This is a genomic window from Arcobacter ellisii, from assembly GCF_003544915.1.
GTDB classification, from domain to species: domain Bacteria; phylum Campylobacterota; class Campylobacteria; order Campylobacterales; family Arcobacteraceae; genus Aliarcobacter; species Aliarcobacter ellisii.
In genome coordinates this window covers 2,250,975-2,268,956 of record NZ_CP032097.1, presented here as the reverse complement: position 1 = coordinate 2,268,956, position 17,982 = coordinate 2,250,975, and the positions used below count along the sequence as shown (strand labels likewise).

Sequence of the window (17,982 nt, the reverse complement as noted above, 5' to 3'; positions counted from 1 at the left end):
TTTTCGTTGTTGTTCGGATTTTAGTAAATTTATACTTAAAAAAAATGATAAGTAAATGATTTTTACTTATCATTTTTTAAGATGGGTTATTCTGCAAACCTTTTTACATCTGCACCAATAAGAGATAGTTTTCCTTCAAGATTTTCATAACCTCTATCTAAGTGATAAATTCTATGGATATTTGTTTCACCACTTGCAACTAAAGCGGCTAAAACAAGGGCTGAAGAGGCTCTTAAGTCAGTTGCCATAACATCAGTTCCATTTAATGTTCCTCTTTTTCCATTGATTGTCGCAATGTTTCCATTTAAGTGAATATCAGCACCAAGTCTTAATAGTTCACTAACGTGCATAAATCTATTTTCAAATAATCTTTCATCTATTGTACTTGTTCCATTTGCTTGAGTTGCAAGTGCCATAAATTGGGCTTGCATATCTGTTGGGAAACCTGGATATTCAGTTGTGATTATATTTACTGGTTTTATTTCAGTTGTGGGCATAATAGTAACACTATTTTCATCTTGTAATACTTCAAAATTCATCTCTTCAAGTTTTGAAATAACTGCTTCTAAATGTAGAGGAATAACTTTATCTATTTTTAGTTTTTGATTCATAATAGCTGCTGCACACATATAAGTTCCAGCTTCGATTCTATCTGGAATTACATCAAATGGTTTAATATCAAGAAGTTTTTGACCTGTTCCTTCAATTATAATTTTTGAAGTTCCAATACCTTCTATTTTAACGCCACTATTTGCAAGAACTTCACAAAGTTGTACGATTTCAGGCTCTTTTGCTGCATTTATTATAGTTGTTGTTCCATAAGCTAAAGCTGCTGCCATAACTGTATTTTCAGTTCCACCAACTGTTACTTTATCAAATACAATTTTTGCACCTTTTAAACCCTCAGGTGCCGTAGCACGAATATATCCATGTAAAATCTCTATTTTTGCACCCATTTGCTCTAAAGCTTTTAAGTGTAAATCAACAGGTCTTTGACCAATTGCACAACCACCTGGAAGTGAAACTTCACAATGACCAAATCTAGCTAAAATTGGTCCTAAAACTAAAATAGAAGCTCTCATAGTTTTTACAATATCATAAGTAGCTTTAGTGTTGTTGATTGTTGAAGTACTTATTTTTACAGAATTTTTATCTTTTACAAAATCTCCACCAAGGTTTTTTATAAGTTTTAAAAAAGTGTTAATATCTACAACATTTGGTAGATTTCCAATAGTTATTTCATTTTTTCCTAAGATAGTACAAGCAATTAAAGGTAAAGCTGCATTTTTTGCTCCAGATATTTCAACACTACCTGAAATATCTTTACCTCCAATAATTTTTAAGTATTCCATATTTCCCCTACAAAATTAGTGATATAAAGCAATTATATTATCTAAAACAAGCTTTAAGATATGAATGTAATAATCTTTTTTTAATTGGATTATAACTACAATCTTTCTTTTATTATAAGGAATTTGATGGAAGAACAGGTTAATAAAGGCATAAAATATATGCTTTTTGCTTCATTTTTATTCGCACTTATGGGAGCTGTTGCTAAAGAGTTAAGTGATAGTATGAGTTCAGTTGAAGTAGTTTTTTTTAGAAATGTTTTTGGTGTATTTTTTATTTTAATTTCAATTTATAATTCTCCTTTGAAGCAAATTGGTGGAAAATTTTGGTTATTGGTTTTTAGAGGAGTCGCTGGTTTTGTAGCACTTTTATTTTTCTTTTATAATATTTCAGAGATTTCACTTGGAGAAGCTATGACTTTTTCAAAAACTTCAACAATTTTTACAGCAATATTTGCATATATATTTTTAAAAGAAAAACTTGGATTTAAAGGTTGGCTTGGAGTTTTTGTAGGATTTATAGGAATTGTTTTTATAACAGAATTTGATGGAAGTAATTTAGAAAAAACTGATTATTTAGGGATACTTTCAGGTGTTGGTGCAGCTCTTGCTTATACATCAGTTAGAGAACTTAGAACATATTATGATTCAAGAGCAATTGTTTTATCTTTTATGACAATAGGAACAATAGGACCTATGATTTTATTAATAATTGGAAGTTTTTATTCAAATCCCCATTTGGATTTTATGTTAGGAACTTTTACTATGCCTAAAAATGAAGATTGGATATTTATTATTTTATTAGGAATATTTGCAACCCTTGCACAAATATATATGACAAAAGCATACTCTTTTGCAAAAGCTGGAATTATTGGAACAATTTCTTATAGTAATATAGTTTTTTCGATAATTTTAGGACTTATTTTAGGAGATTCTTTCCCTTCATTTTTAATTGTTTTAGGTATACTATTGATTATTTTTAGTGGGTTTTTAGTATCAGGGAAAAAGGAATAAAATGGATTTAACATTTTGGGAAGATTTTTGGATTGTTTTTGTTGTAATTATGATTGCGTGGTTTATTCATGATAAATATGTACAAAGAAAACATCAACTTTTAGTTAATTATCCAATAATTGGAAGATTAAGATATTTGTTTGAAGAAGCAAGGGAACCTTTTAGACAATATTTTGGTGATGAAAAGTTTTATGAATCAAAAGATAAGTTAGATTGGGTTTATAAAGCAGCACGTGATTTACCAAATTACGCCTCTTTTTCTCCCTCTCAACCTTTACCAAAACCAAAATTTATGATTAGACATTCAAATATTGTTTTAAACGATAATGAAGTAGATGAAAAATTTGAAGTTGTTTTTGGTGAAAATAGAAAAAAACCTTTTAAAGCAAAAAGTATCATTGCAAGGTCTGCTATGAGTGATGGTTCTATTTCTCCTGAGGGTACACGGGCATTTGTTCAAGGTGCATATTTAGGAGGGTTTCCTATAAATTCAGGTGAGGGTGGAGTAACATCAAATTTTTTTACTACCTATGAAAGTTATGATTCTTCATTTATGACAGTTGTTGATAGTTCATCATTAAATAAAACCTTTAAAAAAGTTGCAAAATTCTTTTTTAATGGAGCTTTAGCAGCTGATGTTTATAGAAAATTAGTTTTTAAAAATGACCCTGAAGCTGAAACATATATTTTAGATTTAAAGAAAAAACAGTTTTTTAGACCAAATTGGGATGCCCCTTTGGAAAATTTTCCAAAAGATGTACCTTCTGATATGCCTGATATTGTGTTTCAAATAAGTTCAGGATTATATGGAGCTAGGGATAAAGCTGGAAATTTTGACCCAAATAGATATCAAAAAGTTATGAGATTTTGTCGAATGACAGAAATCAAAATAGCTCAAGGTGCAAAACAAACAGGTGGAAAACTAGCAGGTCATAAAGTAACTCCTGCAATTGCTTATTATAGAAATGTAGAAGCTTATAAAGATGTTTTTTCTCCAAATAGATTTCCTTATGGAAACTCAATAGAAGAGTTGTTTGATTTTATTGGTGAATTACAAAAGTTATCAGAAAAACCTGTTGGTATGAAAATCGTAATTTCAGATTTAGAAAATATTGAACCATATGCAAAAGAGATAAAAAGAAGAATAGATTCGCAAAATGATGCTTATCCTGATTTTATAACTATTGATGGTGGAAGTGGTGGAAGTGCAACAGCACCATTAGAGATGATGGAAAGAGTTGGTCTTGAAATAAGAGATTCTATTTATTTAGTAGATAAAGTGTTAAGTGATTATGGAATAAGAGATAAAATTAAACTTGTTGCAAGTGGTAAAATATTAACTCCTGATGATATTGTTATAATTATGAGTTTAGGTGCAGATTTTGTTCAAATTGCTCGTGGATTTATGATGAGTGCAGGATGTATTAGAGCAAGATATTGTTCTGGAACAACAGGACGAGAGTGTCCAGTTGGACTTGCTACTCAAAATAAGAGTAAAAGAAGAAAATATTTTGTATTTAAACATGCAAATTATGTGGCAAATTATCATAAAAATCTTTTAAAAAATGTAAAAGGTTTGTTAGCAATAATGGGACTTAAAAGTATAAGTCAACTAAATAAACATAGATTGATTTTTGTGGATAAAAACTCAAGAGTATTTGATAATATGGATGAGGTATTTAAAAGAAAATTAAAAATTGGAAAAGATATGGAGGATGAATATCATGAACTTAGATAAGGTTATTTCAGGATTTTTTATAATTTTAGCAATGACGCTAAATTTTGGTTTTTTTTATGGAGACATTCACTCAGTTGAGAGTCATAGTAAATATGAATTATTTGCAGCAATAGTTATAAATTTAATAGCAACAATTTTAAAACTTGGAGATAAAACACAATTAGGTTCAGTTTTACTTGCAACTTCTTTAGTGGCAGATATTCAATTAATCGCTGCTGCTGTTGTATGGACTGTGGCTGTTTATAGTACAGGAGGATTAAATCCTGAAATCATGGCGGTAATTGTTTCGTTATCAGGTGGTGCATTGTTAGCAAATCTTACTTCAGTTGCACTTTATGTTGGTGATACTTTAAAATCAAAAAGATAAAGATTTAATTTTGAGAAATAATTCATTATTTATCATTTTACAAAAAATGAGGAAACCTTTTTTAGTAATTTTAATTAGTTATACGATTTCAATAATAGGTTTCCTCTTAATTGAGGGAAAAGATTCATCAGGAAATGTTTATCATATGACAATTTTTGATGCTTTCTATTTTGTATCTTATACCGCAACAACAATTGGTTTTGGGGAATTACCTTATACCTTTACTTATCCTCAAAGAATTTGGGTTACTTTTTCTACATATTTAAGTGTTTTAGGATGGTTATATAGTATTGGTTCTTTAATATCTTTATTTCAAGATAAACAATTTTTGCAAGAGATAGAAAAAGCAAAATTTTTAAGACAGATAAAAAATCTAAATGAAAAATTTATTGTTGTTTTAGGATATAACCAAATTACAAGAAAAATAATAATGAAAGCTATGGACCAAGGGCTTAGAACAGTTGTAATAGAAAAAGATAAAACAAAAATTCATAATTTAATATTGGAAAATTTTACTCCAACAGTTCCTGTTTTATATAGTGAAAGTTATTCTGTAAAAGTTTTAGAAATAGCTGGATTAAAAAAAAGAAATTGTAAAGCAATAGTTTCATTATTTGAAGATGATGCTTTAAATTTAAAAATAACACTTATTGCAAAAGCATTAAATAAAAATATAAAAGTAGCAGTTAAATCAACTACAACTAATCATACAGAAAATCTTAAAGATTTAGATGCTGAAATAGTTGTAAATCCATTTTCAATAATTTCTTCTGAAATAAATCTAGCTCTTTGGTCTCCAAATCTATTTAAACTTGAAAAATGGCTTTATGGAATAGATAATCTAAACGCATCTTTACCAATATTTCCAAAAGGACTTTACATAGTTTGTGGTTATGGAAGAATGGGAAGAAAGATTTTTGAAAAGTTAAATGAAAATGATATTGGAGTTAAATTAATTGAAATTGACAAAAATAAAAATGTTGAATATTCAAAAGATGAAATTTCAAATATAGTTTATGGAAATGCTGATGATAAAGAGTTATTATTAAATATAGGTATTAAAGAAGCTGTTGCAATTGCTGCTGTTACAGATGATGATACTACAAATTTATCAATTTTAGCAACTGCAAAAAAATTAAATCCAAATATTGTAACTATAGTTAGAGAAAATGAGATGATAGATGATTTTTTATTTAGAAATGCAAATATAAATCATATATTTACTCCATCTAAAATTTTAGTAAATAAAATCACAAATGCTTTAGTAATGCCTTTAAGTGATAAGTTTTTAAGATTAATAATCAAAAAAGATAATGAATGGGCTTCAAAATTAGTAAGTAGATTAGTAAGAGAAATTGATGAAAAACCACTTTTGATAGAATTTGAAATTTCAGAGCTTTATGCTCCTGAGGTTTACAACTATTTATTGAAAAATCAATCACTTTTTTTAAGTCTGTTTGGTACTTCATTACATAATAAAGAGTTAAGAAATAATGTTGTGCCTTTGTTACTTCAACGAGAAAATGATATAATGCTTCTCCCTGAATGGGAAACAGAGATAAAAATAGGCGATAAAATCTTACTTGCTTGTGATGAACACGCAAAAAATGATATTGAATATATCTGTAAAAATATTTATGAATTTTATTATGCATTAACAGGTAAAGAAAAACAAACAATTTTAAAAGGAATTTTATGAAAATTTTAACAGGACCTTGTGTACTTGAAGATAGAGATACAGTAATGAGAATTGCTGAAAAATTAAAACCATTAAGTGAAGATAAAAGAGTTGAATTTTATTTTAAAGCTTCATTTGATAAAGCAAACAGAACAAGTTTAAGTTCTTTTAGAGGACCTGGACTTGATGAAGGATTAAAAATATTCCAAGAGATAAAAGAGCAATTTGGATATAAAGTTGTAACAGATATTCACGAATCATATCAAGCAGCTCCTGCTGGAGAAATAATTGATATTTTACAAATTCCTGCCTTTTTATGTAGACAAACGGATTTATTAGTTGCAGCTGCAAAAACACCTGCAAAAGTAAATATCAAAAAAGGACAATTCTTAGCAGCAGATGCTATGAAACATCCAGTTGAAAAGATTTTAAATACAAGAGGAATTACAGAAGTAAACTATGAAAACTCAGATAAAGCTGGTGTTTGGCTTTGTGAAAGAGGAAATACTTTTGGATATGGTGCTTTAGTAGTTGATATGAGAAATTTAGTTTTAATGAGAAACTATGCTCCTGTAATTTTTGATGCAACACACTCTGTGCAAATTCCAAGCACTGGTGGAACAACAGGAGGAAACTCGGCTTTTGTTCCAACTATGGCAAAAGCAGCAGCAGCGGTTGGGGTTGATGGTTTCTTCTTTGAAACACATATTAACCCATCAGTAGCACTTAGTGATGGACCAAATATGCTTAAAGTGGATGATATGTATAAGCTTGTTGGTGACATTTTTGCAATACAAGACGCTTTAGGGTATAATTAATAACTATTTAGAAAAATTTGGAGAATTAGATGAGAGTAATTGAAGGTGTTTTAAGACTAAAAGGGACAGAAAAAGTTGCAATTATTAATGGTAGATTTAACCATATAATTACTGATAGATTAGTAGAAGGTGCGCAAGATGCTTTCAAAAGACATGGTGGAAATGTAGATAATTTAGATTTAATTTTAGTTCCTGGTGCTTTTGAAATACCATTTGCTTTAGAAAAAGCATTATCAAGTGGAAAATATGATGCAGTTTGTTGTGTTGGTGCAGTTATCCGTGGAGCAACACCTCATTTTGATTATATTTCAGCAGAAGCTACAAAAGGTATAGCAACAGTTGGTTTAAAATATGGAAAACCTGTTTCTAATGGAGTTTTAACAACTGATACAATTGAGCAAGCAATTGAAAGAGCTGGTTCAAAAGTTGGAAATAAAGGTGCAGAAGCAATGGTTACAATCATTGAGATGTTAGACTTATATAGTGAAATGGGGAAATAGATTTGGCAACTAGAACACAAGCAAGAGAGTCTGTAATTGGTTTATTATACGCTTATGATTTAGGAAATGAAGGAATTGCAAAATTTCTTGATGAAATTTTAGAAGAGAAAAAGATAAGAAATAACCAAAAAGATTTTGCTTTAAAATTATTTAATGGAACAATAGAAAATTTAGAAAGAATCAATGCAGAAATAGTTAGCCACTTAAACCAAGGAACTTTAGAAGATATAGGTTCTGTAGAAAAATCAATTTTAAGATTAGCAATTTTTGAAATTTTATTTGAAGATTTACCAAAAGCTGTTGTTATAAACGAAGCAATTGAACTATCAAAAAAATTAGCAAGTGATGGTGCTCCAAAGTTTGTAAATGGATTACTTGACAAAGTTGTAAAGGCTTAAGTTATGAGTAGTTCTATGAAATTGTGTGTCTCTTTAGATTTATCAACTACTGAAGAAAATCTTGAATTAGTAAAACAAATAAAAGATTTTGATGTTTGGCTAAAAGTTGGTTTTAGAAGTTATATAAGAGATGGGAAAAAGTTTTTAGAAGATTTAAAAGCAATTAATCCAAATTTTAAAATATTTTTAGATTTAAAACTTTACGATATTCCAAATACAATGGCAGATGCAGCAGAAGAAATAGCTAACTTTGGACTTGTTGATATGTTTAATGTTCATGCAAGTTCTGGAGTTGAAGCTATGAAAACAGTGATGAATAGAATCAAAGATATTCCAAATAAACCTTTAGTTTTAGCTGTAACTGCTCTTACATCTTTTGATAATGACAGTTTTAAAGCAATCTACAACGAAGATATAAGCACAAAAGCAACACAATTCGCAATTGATACCTTTGAATCAGGAATTGATGGAGTTGTTTGTTCTGCATTTGAAAGTTTAGATATTAAAAATAATACTTCAAAAGAGTTTATTACTTTATGTCCTGGAATACGTCCTTTTGGTGAAGATAGTGGAGATCAAAAAAGAGTTGCTGATATTCCATTTGCTAAAGAAAATTTAGTTGATTTTATAGTAGTTGGAAGACCAATTTACAAATCAGAAAATCCAAAAAAAGTTGTTGAAGAGATATTAAAAAATATTTAATTTCTCTTCTTATAATTTTAAGTATGTTTTAAGTGACATACTATTATAATCACCGTCCTGATTTTATGATAAATCAGACAGCTGAACATGGACAGTTGGGTGAGCTGGCTGAAACCACCTCCCTGCTAAGGAGACGTACTGGCAACGGTACCGAGGGTTCAAATCCCTCACTGTCCGCCATCGTGGGTCATTAGCTCAGCTGGTTAGAGCACTCGGCTCATAACCGAGTGGTCGAAGGTTCGAGTCCTTCATGACCCACCATTTACTCATTTACTTATGTTTATAAACGTTCAAAAACCCCTAAAAATCGAAATCCATTACTTTTAACTGTTCATCTCAATACATCAAAATTCAGCAAGATAAAACCATAATTGCAGTACGATTTGCAGTACGACCAATAAAAATTACATAACGTACTGCAATAAATGATAGAGCTACCTGTAAATAGGCTTTGTAGTACAATCAAAAAAATTAAAAGTGGTACTGCAATAAATAAATTTGCCGTACTGCTAAAAAATAAATGAGGTACTGTAATAAATGGCAAAAATTATTAAACCTTTGAGTGATGTTGAAATAAAAAAAGCAAAAGCTAAAGAGAAAGATTACTATTTATTTGATGGTGAAGGATTATGTCTATTAATTAAAAAAAATGGCTCAAAACTTTGGAGATGTAATTTTACTTTTAATAGCAAAAGAAATACAGTTAGTTTTGGTTCTTATCCTGAAATTAGTTTAAAAGAAGCTAGAGAAAAAAAAGATGAACTAAAACTTAAAGTATCAAAAGGAATTAATCCTGCTGTATCTAAAAATGATGAAGATGATCAAACTATGACTTTCCAGATTATTGCTGATAAATGGCTTCATCTTATGAAAGATGATTGGAGTACTTCTAATTATGAAAAAATAAAAGGTAATTTAGTAAAGAATGCTTATCCTTTTATTGCCAATAAAGCAATGAGTGAAATCACAAAAAAAGATATTTTTACAATAATTGAGAAAATGGAGCATAGAAATGCTGTTGAGTATTCAAATAGATTGTTAAATAATATAGAAAGAATATATAGATATGCAATAGCCAAAGAGTATATCAATCATAATGTTATTGCTGATATTGATAAGAAAAATTCATTAAAGAAAAGAAAAAAGGGTAGTATTCCAGCAATTACAGATAAAAAAGAATTAAAAGAACTTCATAATACAATTAAACATTACAATGATGATTTTAAAACAGATGTTATCATATCATATGCTTTAAAATTAGCTCCTTATCTTGCTCTTAGACCATACAATTTAAGATTCTTGGAATGGGAAGAGATAGATTTTGAAAATAAGTATATAAATATATCAGCAGATAAAATGAAAATGTCTGTAGATTTTGTAATGCCATTATCAAAACAGGCTTTGAAAATAATAAAGGATGTTGAAGTTTTTAGAACTTCAAGTAAATATGTTTTTTATAGTCCTAATACAAGTCTTAGATGTATAAGTGAAAATACATTAAATCATGCACTTCACAGATTAGGATATAAGGGTAAACATACAGTACATGGATTTAGAAGCAGTTTTTCTACAAATGCTCATGAAAATGTTCCTTTACATGGTAAAAACAGTGATATCATAGAATCTTGTTTGGCTCACGCTGAGTTAAATACCGTTAAAAAAGCTTATAATAGGGAATCAAAGTTCAAATATTTAGATGAAAAAAGAGAACTTATGCAATGGTGGGCTGATTGGCTTGATGATCTATAAAAGAAAAAAGTTATATTTTTATTCTTAAACTTATGAGCTAAGTTTTAAATTTAGAAAATCTTATTTGTTTAATTTTATCTTTATTATTAGTTATTACTTTTTATTAACTGATAAAAAATAATACTGAAAAATATATGCTGGAATTACAAAAGAATACTCAAAAAGTTGCTAATTTTTACACTTCATTTGACAATTAAATGATTCTTTATTTCTATAATAAAACTCTATATATTGACAAAAAGATACTATATTTAGTATGATATTTCATATTTAATTAAGGATGTAAAATGCAACCAATTTTAGCAAATTATAGTGCAAGTATAACAGAACTTAAAAAATCTCCTACACAATTATTAAATGAAGCTGATAATGAAGTTATAGCAATATTAAATCATAATATCCCTTGTGCCTATTTAGTCCCAAGTAAATTGTATGAAAAAATGATGGATATTATAGATGATTATCATTTGTCATTAGAAGTTGCAAAAGCTTTAAATGATGGTGAAAAACCAGTTAAAGTAAGTTTAGATGACTTATAATCTTGAATTTAAACCTCAAGCTTTAAAAGAATGGAGTAAATTAGCTTCAACAATAAAAGAGCAATTTAAAAAGAAATTAGAAGAAAGATTACAAAATCCAAAAGTAGAAAAAGATAAACTAAGTGGATATGAAAATGTTTATAAAATAAAATTAAAAACTTTGGGATATAGACTTGCTTATCAAGTTAAAGATGAAGAGATTGTTGTTTTAGTATTAAGTGTTGGAAAAAGAGAAAAAGATAAAATTTACAAGAATACAAAAGATAGATTCTAAATTTATTCTTTTTCTTAATGTATAATCCTAAAATTTATGAAGAACTATATCCCAAAAGCACAAGAGAGAGAAGAGATTTAAATTTATCCTAATGGTATTTTTAAATTTTTTATCTCAAAAATTTTAGATATATTTCCTCTGCTTTTTTTCTTACTTAACTGATTTATCATTATGTGTAAGTGAATGCAAATAAAATTTTATATTATTAGAAATATTTCATATTAAAAATATGTAAATTATAGTATTATAATCCATAAATTTAAAGGATTATATATGTATATTCAAAGATTAATTTTAGAAGATATAAAAGAGTATCAAAATTTTTTTCCAGTTTTACTTATTAGTGGTGCTAGGCAAGTTGGAAAATCAACTTTAGCATTACACTTAAATATTGATAATTATATAACTTTAGATGATATAAATATGTATGAAATGGCTAAAAATAATCCTAAAGGGTTTATTGAATCGCTAGATAAGCCAGTTGTTATTGATGAAATTCAAAGATTACCACAACTTCTTATATCTATAAAAGAGTATGTGGATAAAGACAGAATTAATGGAGAATTCATTTTAACTGGTTCAGCCTCACTTCAAGGATTTAAAGAAATATCAGATTCACTTGCTGGAAGAATTGGAATAGTTGAACTTTATCCATTTTCACTAAAAGAGAAAAATCAAAGCAGTGATAATATAATAGATATTTTTTCAAAAGATTTAGATAAATACCTTTTAACTAAATATGAAAATATAAGTGTAGAAAAAGATATTATAGATGGTGGATATCCTGAGATTAATAAAATTGATAGCCAAAAAGGTAAATATCTTTGGTTTAGCTCTTATATCAGAACATATATAGAATCAGATGCTAAAGAATTGGCAAATATTAGAAATATGGATAAGTTTATAAATATGTACAAACACTGTATGTTTAGAAGTGGAAGTATTTTTAATAAAAATGATATTCAAATACAAGTTGGACTTGATGGAAAAACATTTGATAGTTACTTTAGTGTTCTAGAACATACTTACCAAATACAAAAACTTCAACCATATTTTAATAATCAATTAAAAAGATTAGCAAAAACTCCTAAAATCTTTTCCATTGACACAGGAGTACTTTGTCATCTTTTACAAATTAATACAGAAGATGAGTTTAATAAATCACCACTAAAAGGTGAAATCCTTGAAACATTTATTTTTAGTGAATTACTAAAAGCAAACTCTTATGCTCAAAGTAGAGCTAATCTGTATTATTACAGAACAACTGATAAAAAAGAAATAGATTTTATTTTAGAGTATTCAAATAAAATTATAGCTCTTGAAATAAAAGCTTCTAAAACAGTTAAAAAAGATGATTTTAAACATATATATAAATTAAAAGAAGAGATAAACAAAGAATTTAATAAAGGGATTGTGCTTTATATGGGAGATACATTTTTGCAAATTGATGAAAATATGTATGCTGTACCTGTTGGGTTTTTGAAATAAATTTAATAAGATTATTTTATAAAGAGTAAATAATGAGCTATAAACCACCATTCAAAATTACAACTAAAATTATTGACTTAATTAGTAAAATTAGTTTAAACATTGAGAGATTGAAGAATATCCCCAAATACCATCAAGATAAGAAAGTGAATTTTTTGATTGAAAATTCACATTTCAAAAGAGAATAGAAAAATACAAGCAAAATTCAAATGTGAAGTTTACAAAACAGAACTTGCTATTGATTAGAATGATAGTTTAAATATTCACAATGCGGTAGGAACTACCGTTAAAGCCTTTTGATATTTTATAATTTAGATAACTTTAGGGCAGAGTGTCACGTATAGGTAAGTTCACATTAAGCTTTATAATATTGATAAAATACGCAGTAATATGTATATTTTAAATATTTTATGTAATAATACGCAGATAATAGCATATGTGGAGCAGCAATGGTAATTGTAAAAGCATGGGATAAAGAAGTAGCACAGCTTGTTGATAATAAAAAAGGTTCTATTTTATTTAAATATTCAGATGAGAATATTTTAGAATTTTCTCCTATTAAAATGCGAATAGGAAATAGAAGCGTACAAAATTTCAGTCATATTAAATATCAATATGGTCTACCTGGTCTTATAAGTGATAATTTACCAGGTAGATATGGTATGGAATACATGGATAGATTTTTATTTGAACATTTAAAAAGAAAGCCTACTATACTTGAAAGACTAAAATTTTTAGGAACTCACACTATTGGTGCTTTAGAGTTTCATCCTTCAGAATATGATACAGATGAGTATAAAAACATTCTAAGCATTTCTAATTTATATAAAGAATCTAAAAATTTATTAGATAAAGAGAATAAAGAACTTAACAATGCTCAAGCAGCTTTAAAAACATTAATTGCCATTTCAAATTCTGCAGGTGGTGGAGCTAGAGCAAAAGCAACTGTTGGTTTTAATAAAAAAGATAACACTATTAGTCTATTACGAAAACAAGATGAATTTCCAGAGGGATATTTACCTGTAATAATAAAATATGATGATAAAGATATTTCTATGTATCCTATGTTAGATAATAAATATAAAGATGCGTCTATACCAACGAAACTAGAATATATATACTACTTATTTACTAAACAATTAGATATAACAATGAGTGAGTGCCAACTACTAGAATGTGAAGGACATATTCACTTCTTAACTTATAGATTTGATAGAATAAAAAATCAAAGATTTCATATGCACTCATTTGCTGGTCTAATGCATATTGATCCAGCAGATACAACAAATGATTATATTGATCTTTTAAGATGTGCCAATAAATTAAACATATCAAGTTCACAAATAGAACAAATTGTAAAACTAATGCTATTTAATGCAATATTTGGAAATAAGGATGACCATGCAGCTAATTTCTCATTTCTTATGAATCATATTGGAAAATGGGCTTTTGCTCCTGCCTATGATTTAACATATGCAAGTAATGGCTATCATCAGATGTATGTAGGTGTTAATGTTCTAAATAGAATATCATACAATAAACTATACGAAGTCCTTAAACCTTTTAATATTACTGAGTCTTTTTTAAAAGAGAACATTAAAAAAATGATAGATTTAAAGCATAGTCAATTAGTTAAAATATTTTCAGAATATAATATGCCAGAAAGTTTTGCAAAACATATACTCGAAGATACAAAAGCTGTAGATGAGCTTTTAACTAAAGGAGTTTAAAATGGCAGAACTAGATTTCAGCCTAGCAACAACAGAAGAGATATTAAAAGAGTTGGGCAAAAGAGCAAAAGAAAAAAGAAAAAGAGAAATAGAATATTTTGGTAGTCAAAAAGATTTTGCAAAACATATAGGAATGACTAGTAGGAGATATCAAGAATTTGAAATAAGTGGAAAGATAACTTTAGAAAAATTCATTGATGTTTTAAGAGGACTAGAAGTATTAGAAGATATACAAAAACTATTAAATAAAAAAGATGAAGATTTTTTTCATAAAAAAAGAGATGTAAAGAAAACGACACTGGAAAAGAAAGATACAAAATCTAGTAACGATAAACAAAAAAATGATACGGATGTCTATATTCCAAATGTGTTTGAATAATAATATTTTCAATGCGTTCGTTAGGTTAAGAGTTTAAATATTCTTAGCTGAATGGGCTTAAATTCATTTAATGATTTATCAACTTTTCAAACTTTTTAAATCTTGCACTTGAACAAATAAACAAAAACTTATTTAATTTATATACTAAATACTAAGACACTTTATAAATTTCATAATAATTAGACTATATTTAGTATATAAACTAAATGTAAAGTAAATATTAATTTTAATACTTATATAATTAGTCATATTTAACTTATATACTAAATAAATGTATTAATAAAAGAGTAAAAATGGAACCAACGGTTAATAAGATAGGAAAAATCATAAAAAAAAGAAGAAAAGAGTTAAATCTTGAGTTAAAAGATTTACAAGATTATTCAGGTATAAATTATGCTTCTATTTCAGATATTGAAAATGGAAAAGCAAATCCAACAATTAAAACTCTTGAAAAGCTTTTAGATGTACTTGGAATGGAAATAAATATTGAAGTTGTGAGTAAATAATGCAAAGAGCTAAAGTTTTTAGAAACAATATATTTGCTGGATTACTTAGCAAGTTTAGTGAAAGTGAATATAGTTTTGTTTATGATAAAGAGTATTTAAAGCTACCAAATATAAAATCTATTAGTTTAACACTACCATTACAAGAGGATGAATTTAAATCAAATCATCTATTTCCTTTTTTTTATAATTTATTAGCTGAAGGTAAATTGAAAGATATCCAATGTCATGAACTTAGGATTGATAAAAATGATGATTTTTCAAGATTAATTCTTACTACAAAAGAGAATACTATTGGTTCAATTACAATAGAAAAAGATGAGATATAAATATGCAAAATGATACTTGTTTAGGTTGTTTAGCAACTAATAAAAAATTAACTAATAACTATTGTTCTAAATGTATAAAAGAACTTTTTGATGGAATTACTCCAAATCCACTAAATTTTGATAGGGTTGAATTTACTAAAAAAAGAGCTGAATTATCTTCTAGAATGTCAATTTCTGGAGTTCAAGATAAAATCTCCTTAATTTTTGAAAAAAAAGATTTAGTTCCAACTGTAACTAATGGAAAATATATTTTAAAACCAATAACAAGTGGAGATGGACATATCCAAAATGAAAAAGATATTGTTGCAAATGAACATATCTCTATGCTTATTTCAAAAAATATTTTTAATATTCCAACAGCAACTTGTGGATTAATTCAGTTTAGTGATAAAGAACTTGCATATATTACTAAAAGATTTGATTATGATGAAACAGGAATAAAATATGATCAAGAAGATTTTGCAGGAGTTTTAGAAGTATCTGCTTTTACCCATGGTGAGAATTATAAATATGATGCTTGTAGTTATCTTGATTGTGCAAGAATGATAAAAAAATATATTGCAACAAGTATGGTTTCAATTGAAGACTTTTTTAAAAGAATAATTTTAAATTATCTAATTTGTAATGGTGATGCTCATCTAAAAAACTTCTCACTATATAGTAAACCAAATTCAAATGAATATTTTCTAACTCCAAATTATGATTTACTAAATACAAGATTTCATGTAAATGAAAAATATGGTGACATGGCACTAGATTTATTGGATGATTATACACCTACTTATGAAAAATATGGATATTACACATATGATGATTTTAAAACCTTTGCAAAATATATAGATTTACCAGAAATTAGATTTAATAAAATTATGAGATTTATAGAAGATTCTTATCCAAAAGTTGAAGAACTAATCAATAAATCATTTTTAAGCCAAGAAGCAAAAGAGTTTTATATAGAAAGCTATAAAGATAGAATGAAAAGATTAGGAATAAATAAATAGATTTTTTTGTTGACAGTTACAGCTAAATTTTTGACATTTTTTTATTATACAAAATAAAAGCATTAAAAAAAGAGAAAAAAATTGAATTAACAGTTAATAGGTAAAATTGTAAATAATAGAAGAAAAATCACTTCAGTTTTATTTTAAAATCTATTTAAACTAAGTGAAAAAACAATAAAATAATAAAAAATTAATTGTGAGTAATTATAAAATGCCAAAAATTTCTATGCCTCTCAGTGATGTAAAAATTAGAACAGCTAAATATAAAGAAAAGGATTATAAATTAAGTGATGGTCGAGGATTGTATATAGTCATAAAATCCTGTAGAACAAAAATGTGGAGATTTGATTTTACTTTTTTAGGTAAAAGAAAGAGTATGAGTTTTGGAATTTATGATGAAGTCAGTTTAAAAGAAGCAAGACAAAAGAGAGAAAAGGCAAGAAAAAATATTGAAAGAGGAATAAATCCAATTGACTCAAAATCATCAAATTTTGAAGTTACTGTAAATTTTAAACAAATAAGTGAAAAATGGTTAGCTTTAATGAAAGATAGTTGGAGTAAATCAAATTATGAAAAAATAAGAGGAAATTTAGAAAAAAACGCCTATCCTTTTATAGGTCAGAGGGATATTAAAGATATTAATAGAAAAGATATTTTAGCTTTAGTTGAAAGTATGGAGAATCGTGATGCAATAGAATATGCATCAAGACTTTTAAATAATATTCAAAGAATCTATAAGTATGCAATTACAAATGAATATGTAGAACGAAATATAATATCTGACATTGATAAGCAAAACTCACTAAAAAAGCGCAAAACAAAAAATCTTCCTGCTCTTACAAAAAAAGAAGATATAAAAAAGTTGCTTGAAGATATAAATAGTTATAGTGATGAATTTAAAAGTGACATATGCACTATATATGCTTTAAAACTCGCTCCTTATCTTGCTTTAAGACCATTTAATCTTACTTCTTTAGAATGGAGTGAAATTAATTTTGAATCAAAAACAATCGAAATTTCAAAAGATAAAATGAAAATGTCTATAGATTTTGTTTTACCTTTATCTAATCAAGCTTTTGAATTATTAAAAGAAATCGAAAAATTTAAATCCTCAAAATTTGTTTTTCCATCTCCTACAACAAATACCAAAAGTATTAGTGGAAATACAATAAATGATGCTCTTCATAAAATGGGATATAAGAACAAACATACAAATCATGGATTTAGAGCTATGTTTTCAACAAATGCATATGAAAATGTAGCTAAACATCATTTACATAGTGATATCATAGAATCTTGTCTCGCTCATTCAGAGCCAAACAGGGTAAAAGCAGCTTATAATAGAGAATCAAAATATAAATATATAGAAGAAAAAAGAAAACTTATGCAATGGTGGGCAGATTGGTTGAATAATTTAGTGTAAGCT

Annotated in this window: 19 protein-coding genes and 2 tRNA genes; 20 read left to right on the top strand and 1 reads right to left on the bottom strand. The window is 27.2% G+C overall.

Annotation, left to right across the window (positions count from 1 at the left end; translation table 11 throughout):
* Nucleotides 1-86: 86 nt before the first annotated feature.
* Complete coding sequence (gene murA / locus AELL_RS11515; RefSeq protein WP_118918097.1) at nt 87-1,352, bottom strand: UDP-N-acetylglucosamine 1-carboxyvinyltransferase; 1,266 nt, start codon at nt 1,350-1,352, stop codon at nt 87-89.
* 126 nt (nt 1,353-1,478) lie between these two features.
* Here murA and AELL_RS11510 point away from each other — a divergent pair, with 126 nt between their 5' ends.
* The 20 genes from AELL_RS11510 to AELL_RS11415 all read left to right on the top strand — a co-directional run bounded on the left by AELL_RS11510 (nt 1,479) and on the right by AELL_RS11415 (nt 17,979).
* The gene (locus AELL_RS11510; protein WP_118918096.1) at nt 1,479-2,363 is read left to right on the top strand and encodes a DMT family transporter; all 885 of its coding nucleotides are present in this window, start codon (nt 1,479-1,481) and stop codon (nt 2,361-2,363) included.
* A gap of 1 nt (nt 2,364) precedes the next feature.
* Complete coding sequence (locus AELL_RS11505) at nt 2,365-4,101, top strand: FMN-binding glutamate synthase family protein (protein ID WP_118918095.1); 1,737 nt, start codon at nt 2,365-2,367, stop codon at nt 4,099-4,101.
* On the top strand, nt 4,088-4,468 hold the full coding sequence (locus tag AELL_RS11500) for a DUF6394 family protein (RefSeq protein ID WP_118918094.1): 381 nt from the start codon (nt 4,088-4,090) through the stop codon (nt 4,466-4,468). Before AELL_RS11505 ends, AELL_RS11500 begins: the two co-directional genes overlap by 14 nt.
* Before the next feature lie 145 nt (nt 4,469-4,613).
* A complete protein-coding gene (locus AELL_RS11495; RefSeq protein WP_226805986.1) occupies nt 4,614-6,167 on the top strand; it encodes a potassium channel family protein in 1,554 nt (517 codons plus the stop codon).
* Nucleotides 6,164-6,964 (top strand): 3-deoxy-8-phosphooctulonate synthase, encoded by an 801-nt coding sequence (gene kdsA, locus AELL_RS11490; protein WP_118918092.1) that lies wholly within the window; start codon nt 6,164-6,166, stop codon nt 6,962-6,964. Before AELL_RS11495 ends, kdsA begins: the two co-directional genes overlap by 4 nt.
* 29 nt (nt 6,965-6,993) lie before the next feature.
* Nucleotides 6,994-7,464 carry a 6,7-dimethyl-8-ribityllumazine synthase gene (gene ribH, locus AELL_RS11485; RefSeq protein ID WP_118918091.1) on the top strand — a complete coding sequence of 157 codons (471 nt, stop codon included), beginning with the start codon at nt 6,994-6,996 and terminating at the stop codon, nt 7,462-7,464.
* 2 nt (nt 7,465-7,466) lie between these two features.
* Nucleotides 7,467-7,862 (top strand): transcription antitermination factor NusB, encoded by a 396-nt coding sequence (nusB, locus tag AELL_RS11480; RefSeq protein ID WP_118918090.1) that lies wholly within the window; start codon nt 7,467-7,469, stop codon nt 7,860-7,862.
* Nucleotides 7,863-7,865: 3 nt separating this feature from the next.
* On the top strand, nt 7,866-8,564 hold the full coding sequence (gene pyrF, locus AELL_RS11475) for an orotidine-5'-phosphate decarboxylase (protein ID WP_118918089.1): 699 nt from the start codon (nt 7,866-7,868) through the stop codon (nt 8,562-8,564).
* A gap of 89 nt (nt 8,565-8,653) precedes the next feature.
* Nucleotides 8,654-8,744: transfer RNA gene (locus AELL_RS11470), tRNA-Ser, on the top strand.
* A gap of 4 nt (nt 8,745-8,748) precedes the next feature.
* Nucleotides 8,749-8,825, top strand: a tRNA-Ile gene (locus tag AELL_RS11465).
* A 276-nt stretch (nt 8,826-9,101) separates the two neighbouring features.
* The gene (locus AELL_RS11460) at nt 9,102-10,313 is read left to right on the top strand and encodes a tyrosine-type recombinase/integrase (RefSeq protein ID WP_118918088.1); all 1,212 of its coding nucleotides are present in this window, start codon (nt 9,102-9,104) and stop codon (nt 10,311-10,313) included.
* A 287-nt stretch (nt 10,314-10,600) separates the two neighbouring features.
* Nucleotides 10,601-10,852, top strand: coding sequence for a type II toxin-antitoxin system Phd/YefM family antitoxin (locus AELL_RS11455; protein ID WP_118918087.1), 252 nt, complete (start codon nt 10,601-10,603; stop codon nt 10,850-10,852).
* Nucleotides 10,842-11,126, top strand: coding sequence for a type II toxin-antitoxin system RelE family toxin (locus tag AELL_RS11450; protein ID WP_118918086.1), 285 nt, complete (start codon nt 10,842-10,844; stop codon nt 11,124-11,126). The genes AELL_RS11455 and AELL_RS11450 overlap by 11 nt, the downstream gene beginning before the upstream one ends.
* Nucleotides 11,127-11,399: 273 nt before the next feature.
* Nucleotides 11,400-12,614, top strand: coding sequence for an ATP-binding protein (locus AELL_RS11445; RefSeq protein ID WP_118918085.1), 1,215 nt, complete (start codon nt 11,400-11,402; stop codon nt 12,612-12,614).
* A gap of 449 nt (nt 12,615-13,063) precedes the next feature.
* Nucleotides 13,064-14,344, top strand: a complete 1,281-nt coding sequence (locus tag AELL_RS11440; RefSeq protein WP_118918084.1) for a type II toxin-antitoxin system HipA family toxin — start codon at nt 13,064-13,066, stop codon at nt 14,342-14,344.
* Nucleotide 14,345: 1 nt separating this feature from the next.
* Nucleotides 14,346-14,723 (top strand): hypothetical protein, encoded by a 378-nt coding sequence (locus AELL_RS11435; RefSeq protein WP_118918083.1) that lies wholly within the window; start codon nt 14,346-14,348, stop codon nt 14,721-14,723.
* Nucleotides 14,724-15,016: 293 nt separating this feature from the next.
* The gene (locus tag AELL_RS11430; protein WP_118918082.1) at nt 15,017-15,229 is read left to right on the top strand and encodes a helix-turn-helix domain-containing protein; all 213 of its coding nucleotides are present in this window, start codon (nt 15,017-15,019) and stop codon (nt 15,227-15,229) included.
* Complete coding sequence (locus AELL_RS11425) at nt 15,229-15,555, top strand: HipA N-terminal domain-containing protein (RefSeq protein ID WP_118918081.1); 327 nt, start codon at nt 15,229-15,231, stop codon at nt 15,553-15,555. Before AELL_RS11430 ends, AELL_RS11425 begins: the two co-directional genes overlap by 1 nt.
* Nucleotides 15,556-15,557: 2 nt before the next feature.
* Nucleotides 15,558-16,556 (top strand): HipA domain-containing protein, encoded by a 999-nt coding sequence (locus AELL_RS11420; protein WP_118918080.1) that lies wholly within the window; start codon nt 15,558-15,560, stop codon nt 16,554-16,556.
* A 211-nt stretch (nt 16,557-16,767) separates the two neighbouring features.
* The gene (locus AELL_RS11415) at nt 16,768-17,979 is read left to right on the top strand and encodes a tyrosine-type recombinase/integrase (protein WP_118918079.1); all 1,212 of its coding nucleotides are present in this window, start codon (nt 16,768-16,770) and stop codon (nt 17,977-17,979) included.
* Nucleotides 17,980-17,982: the final 3 nt, after the last annotated feature.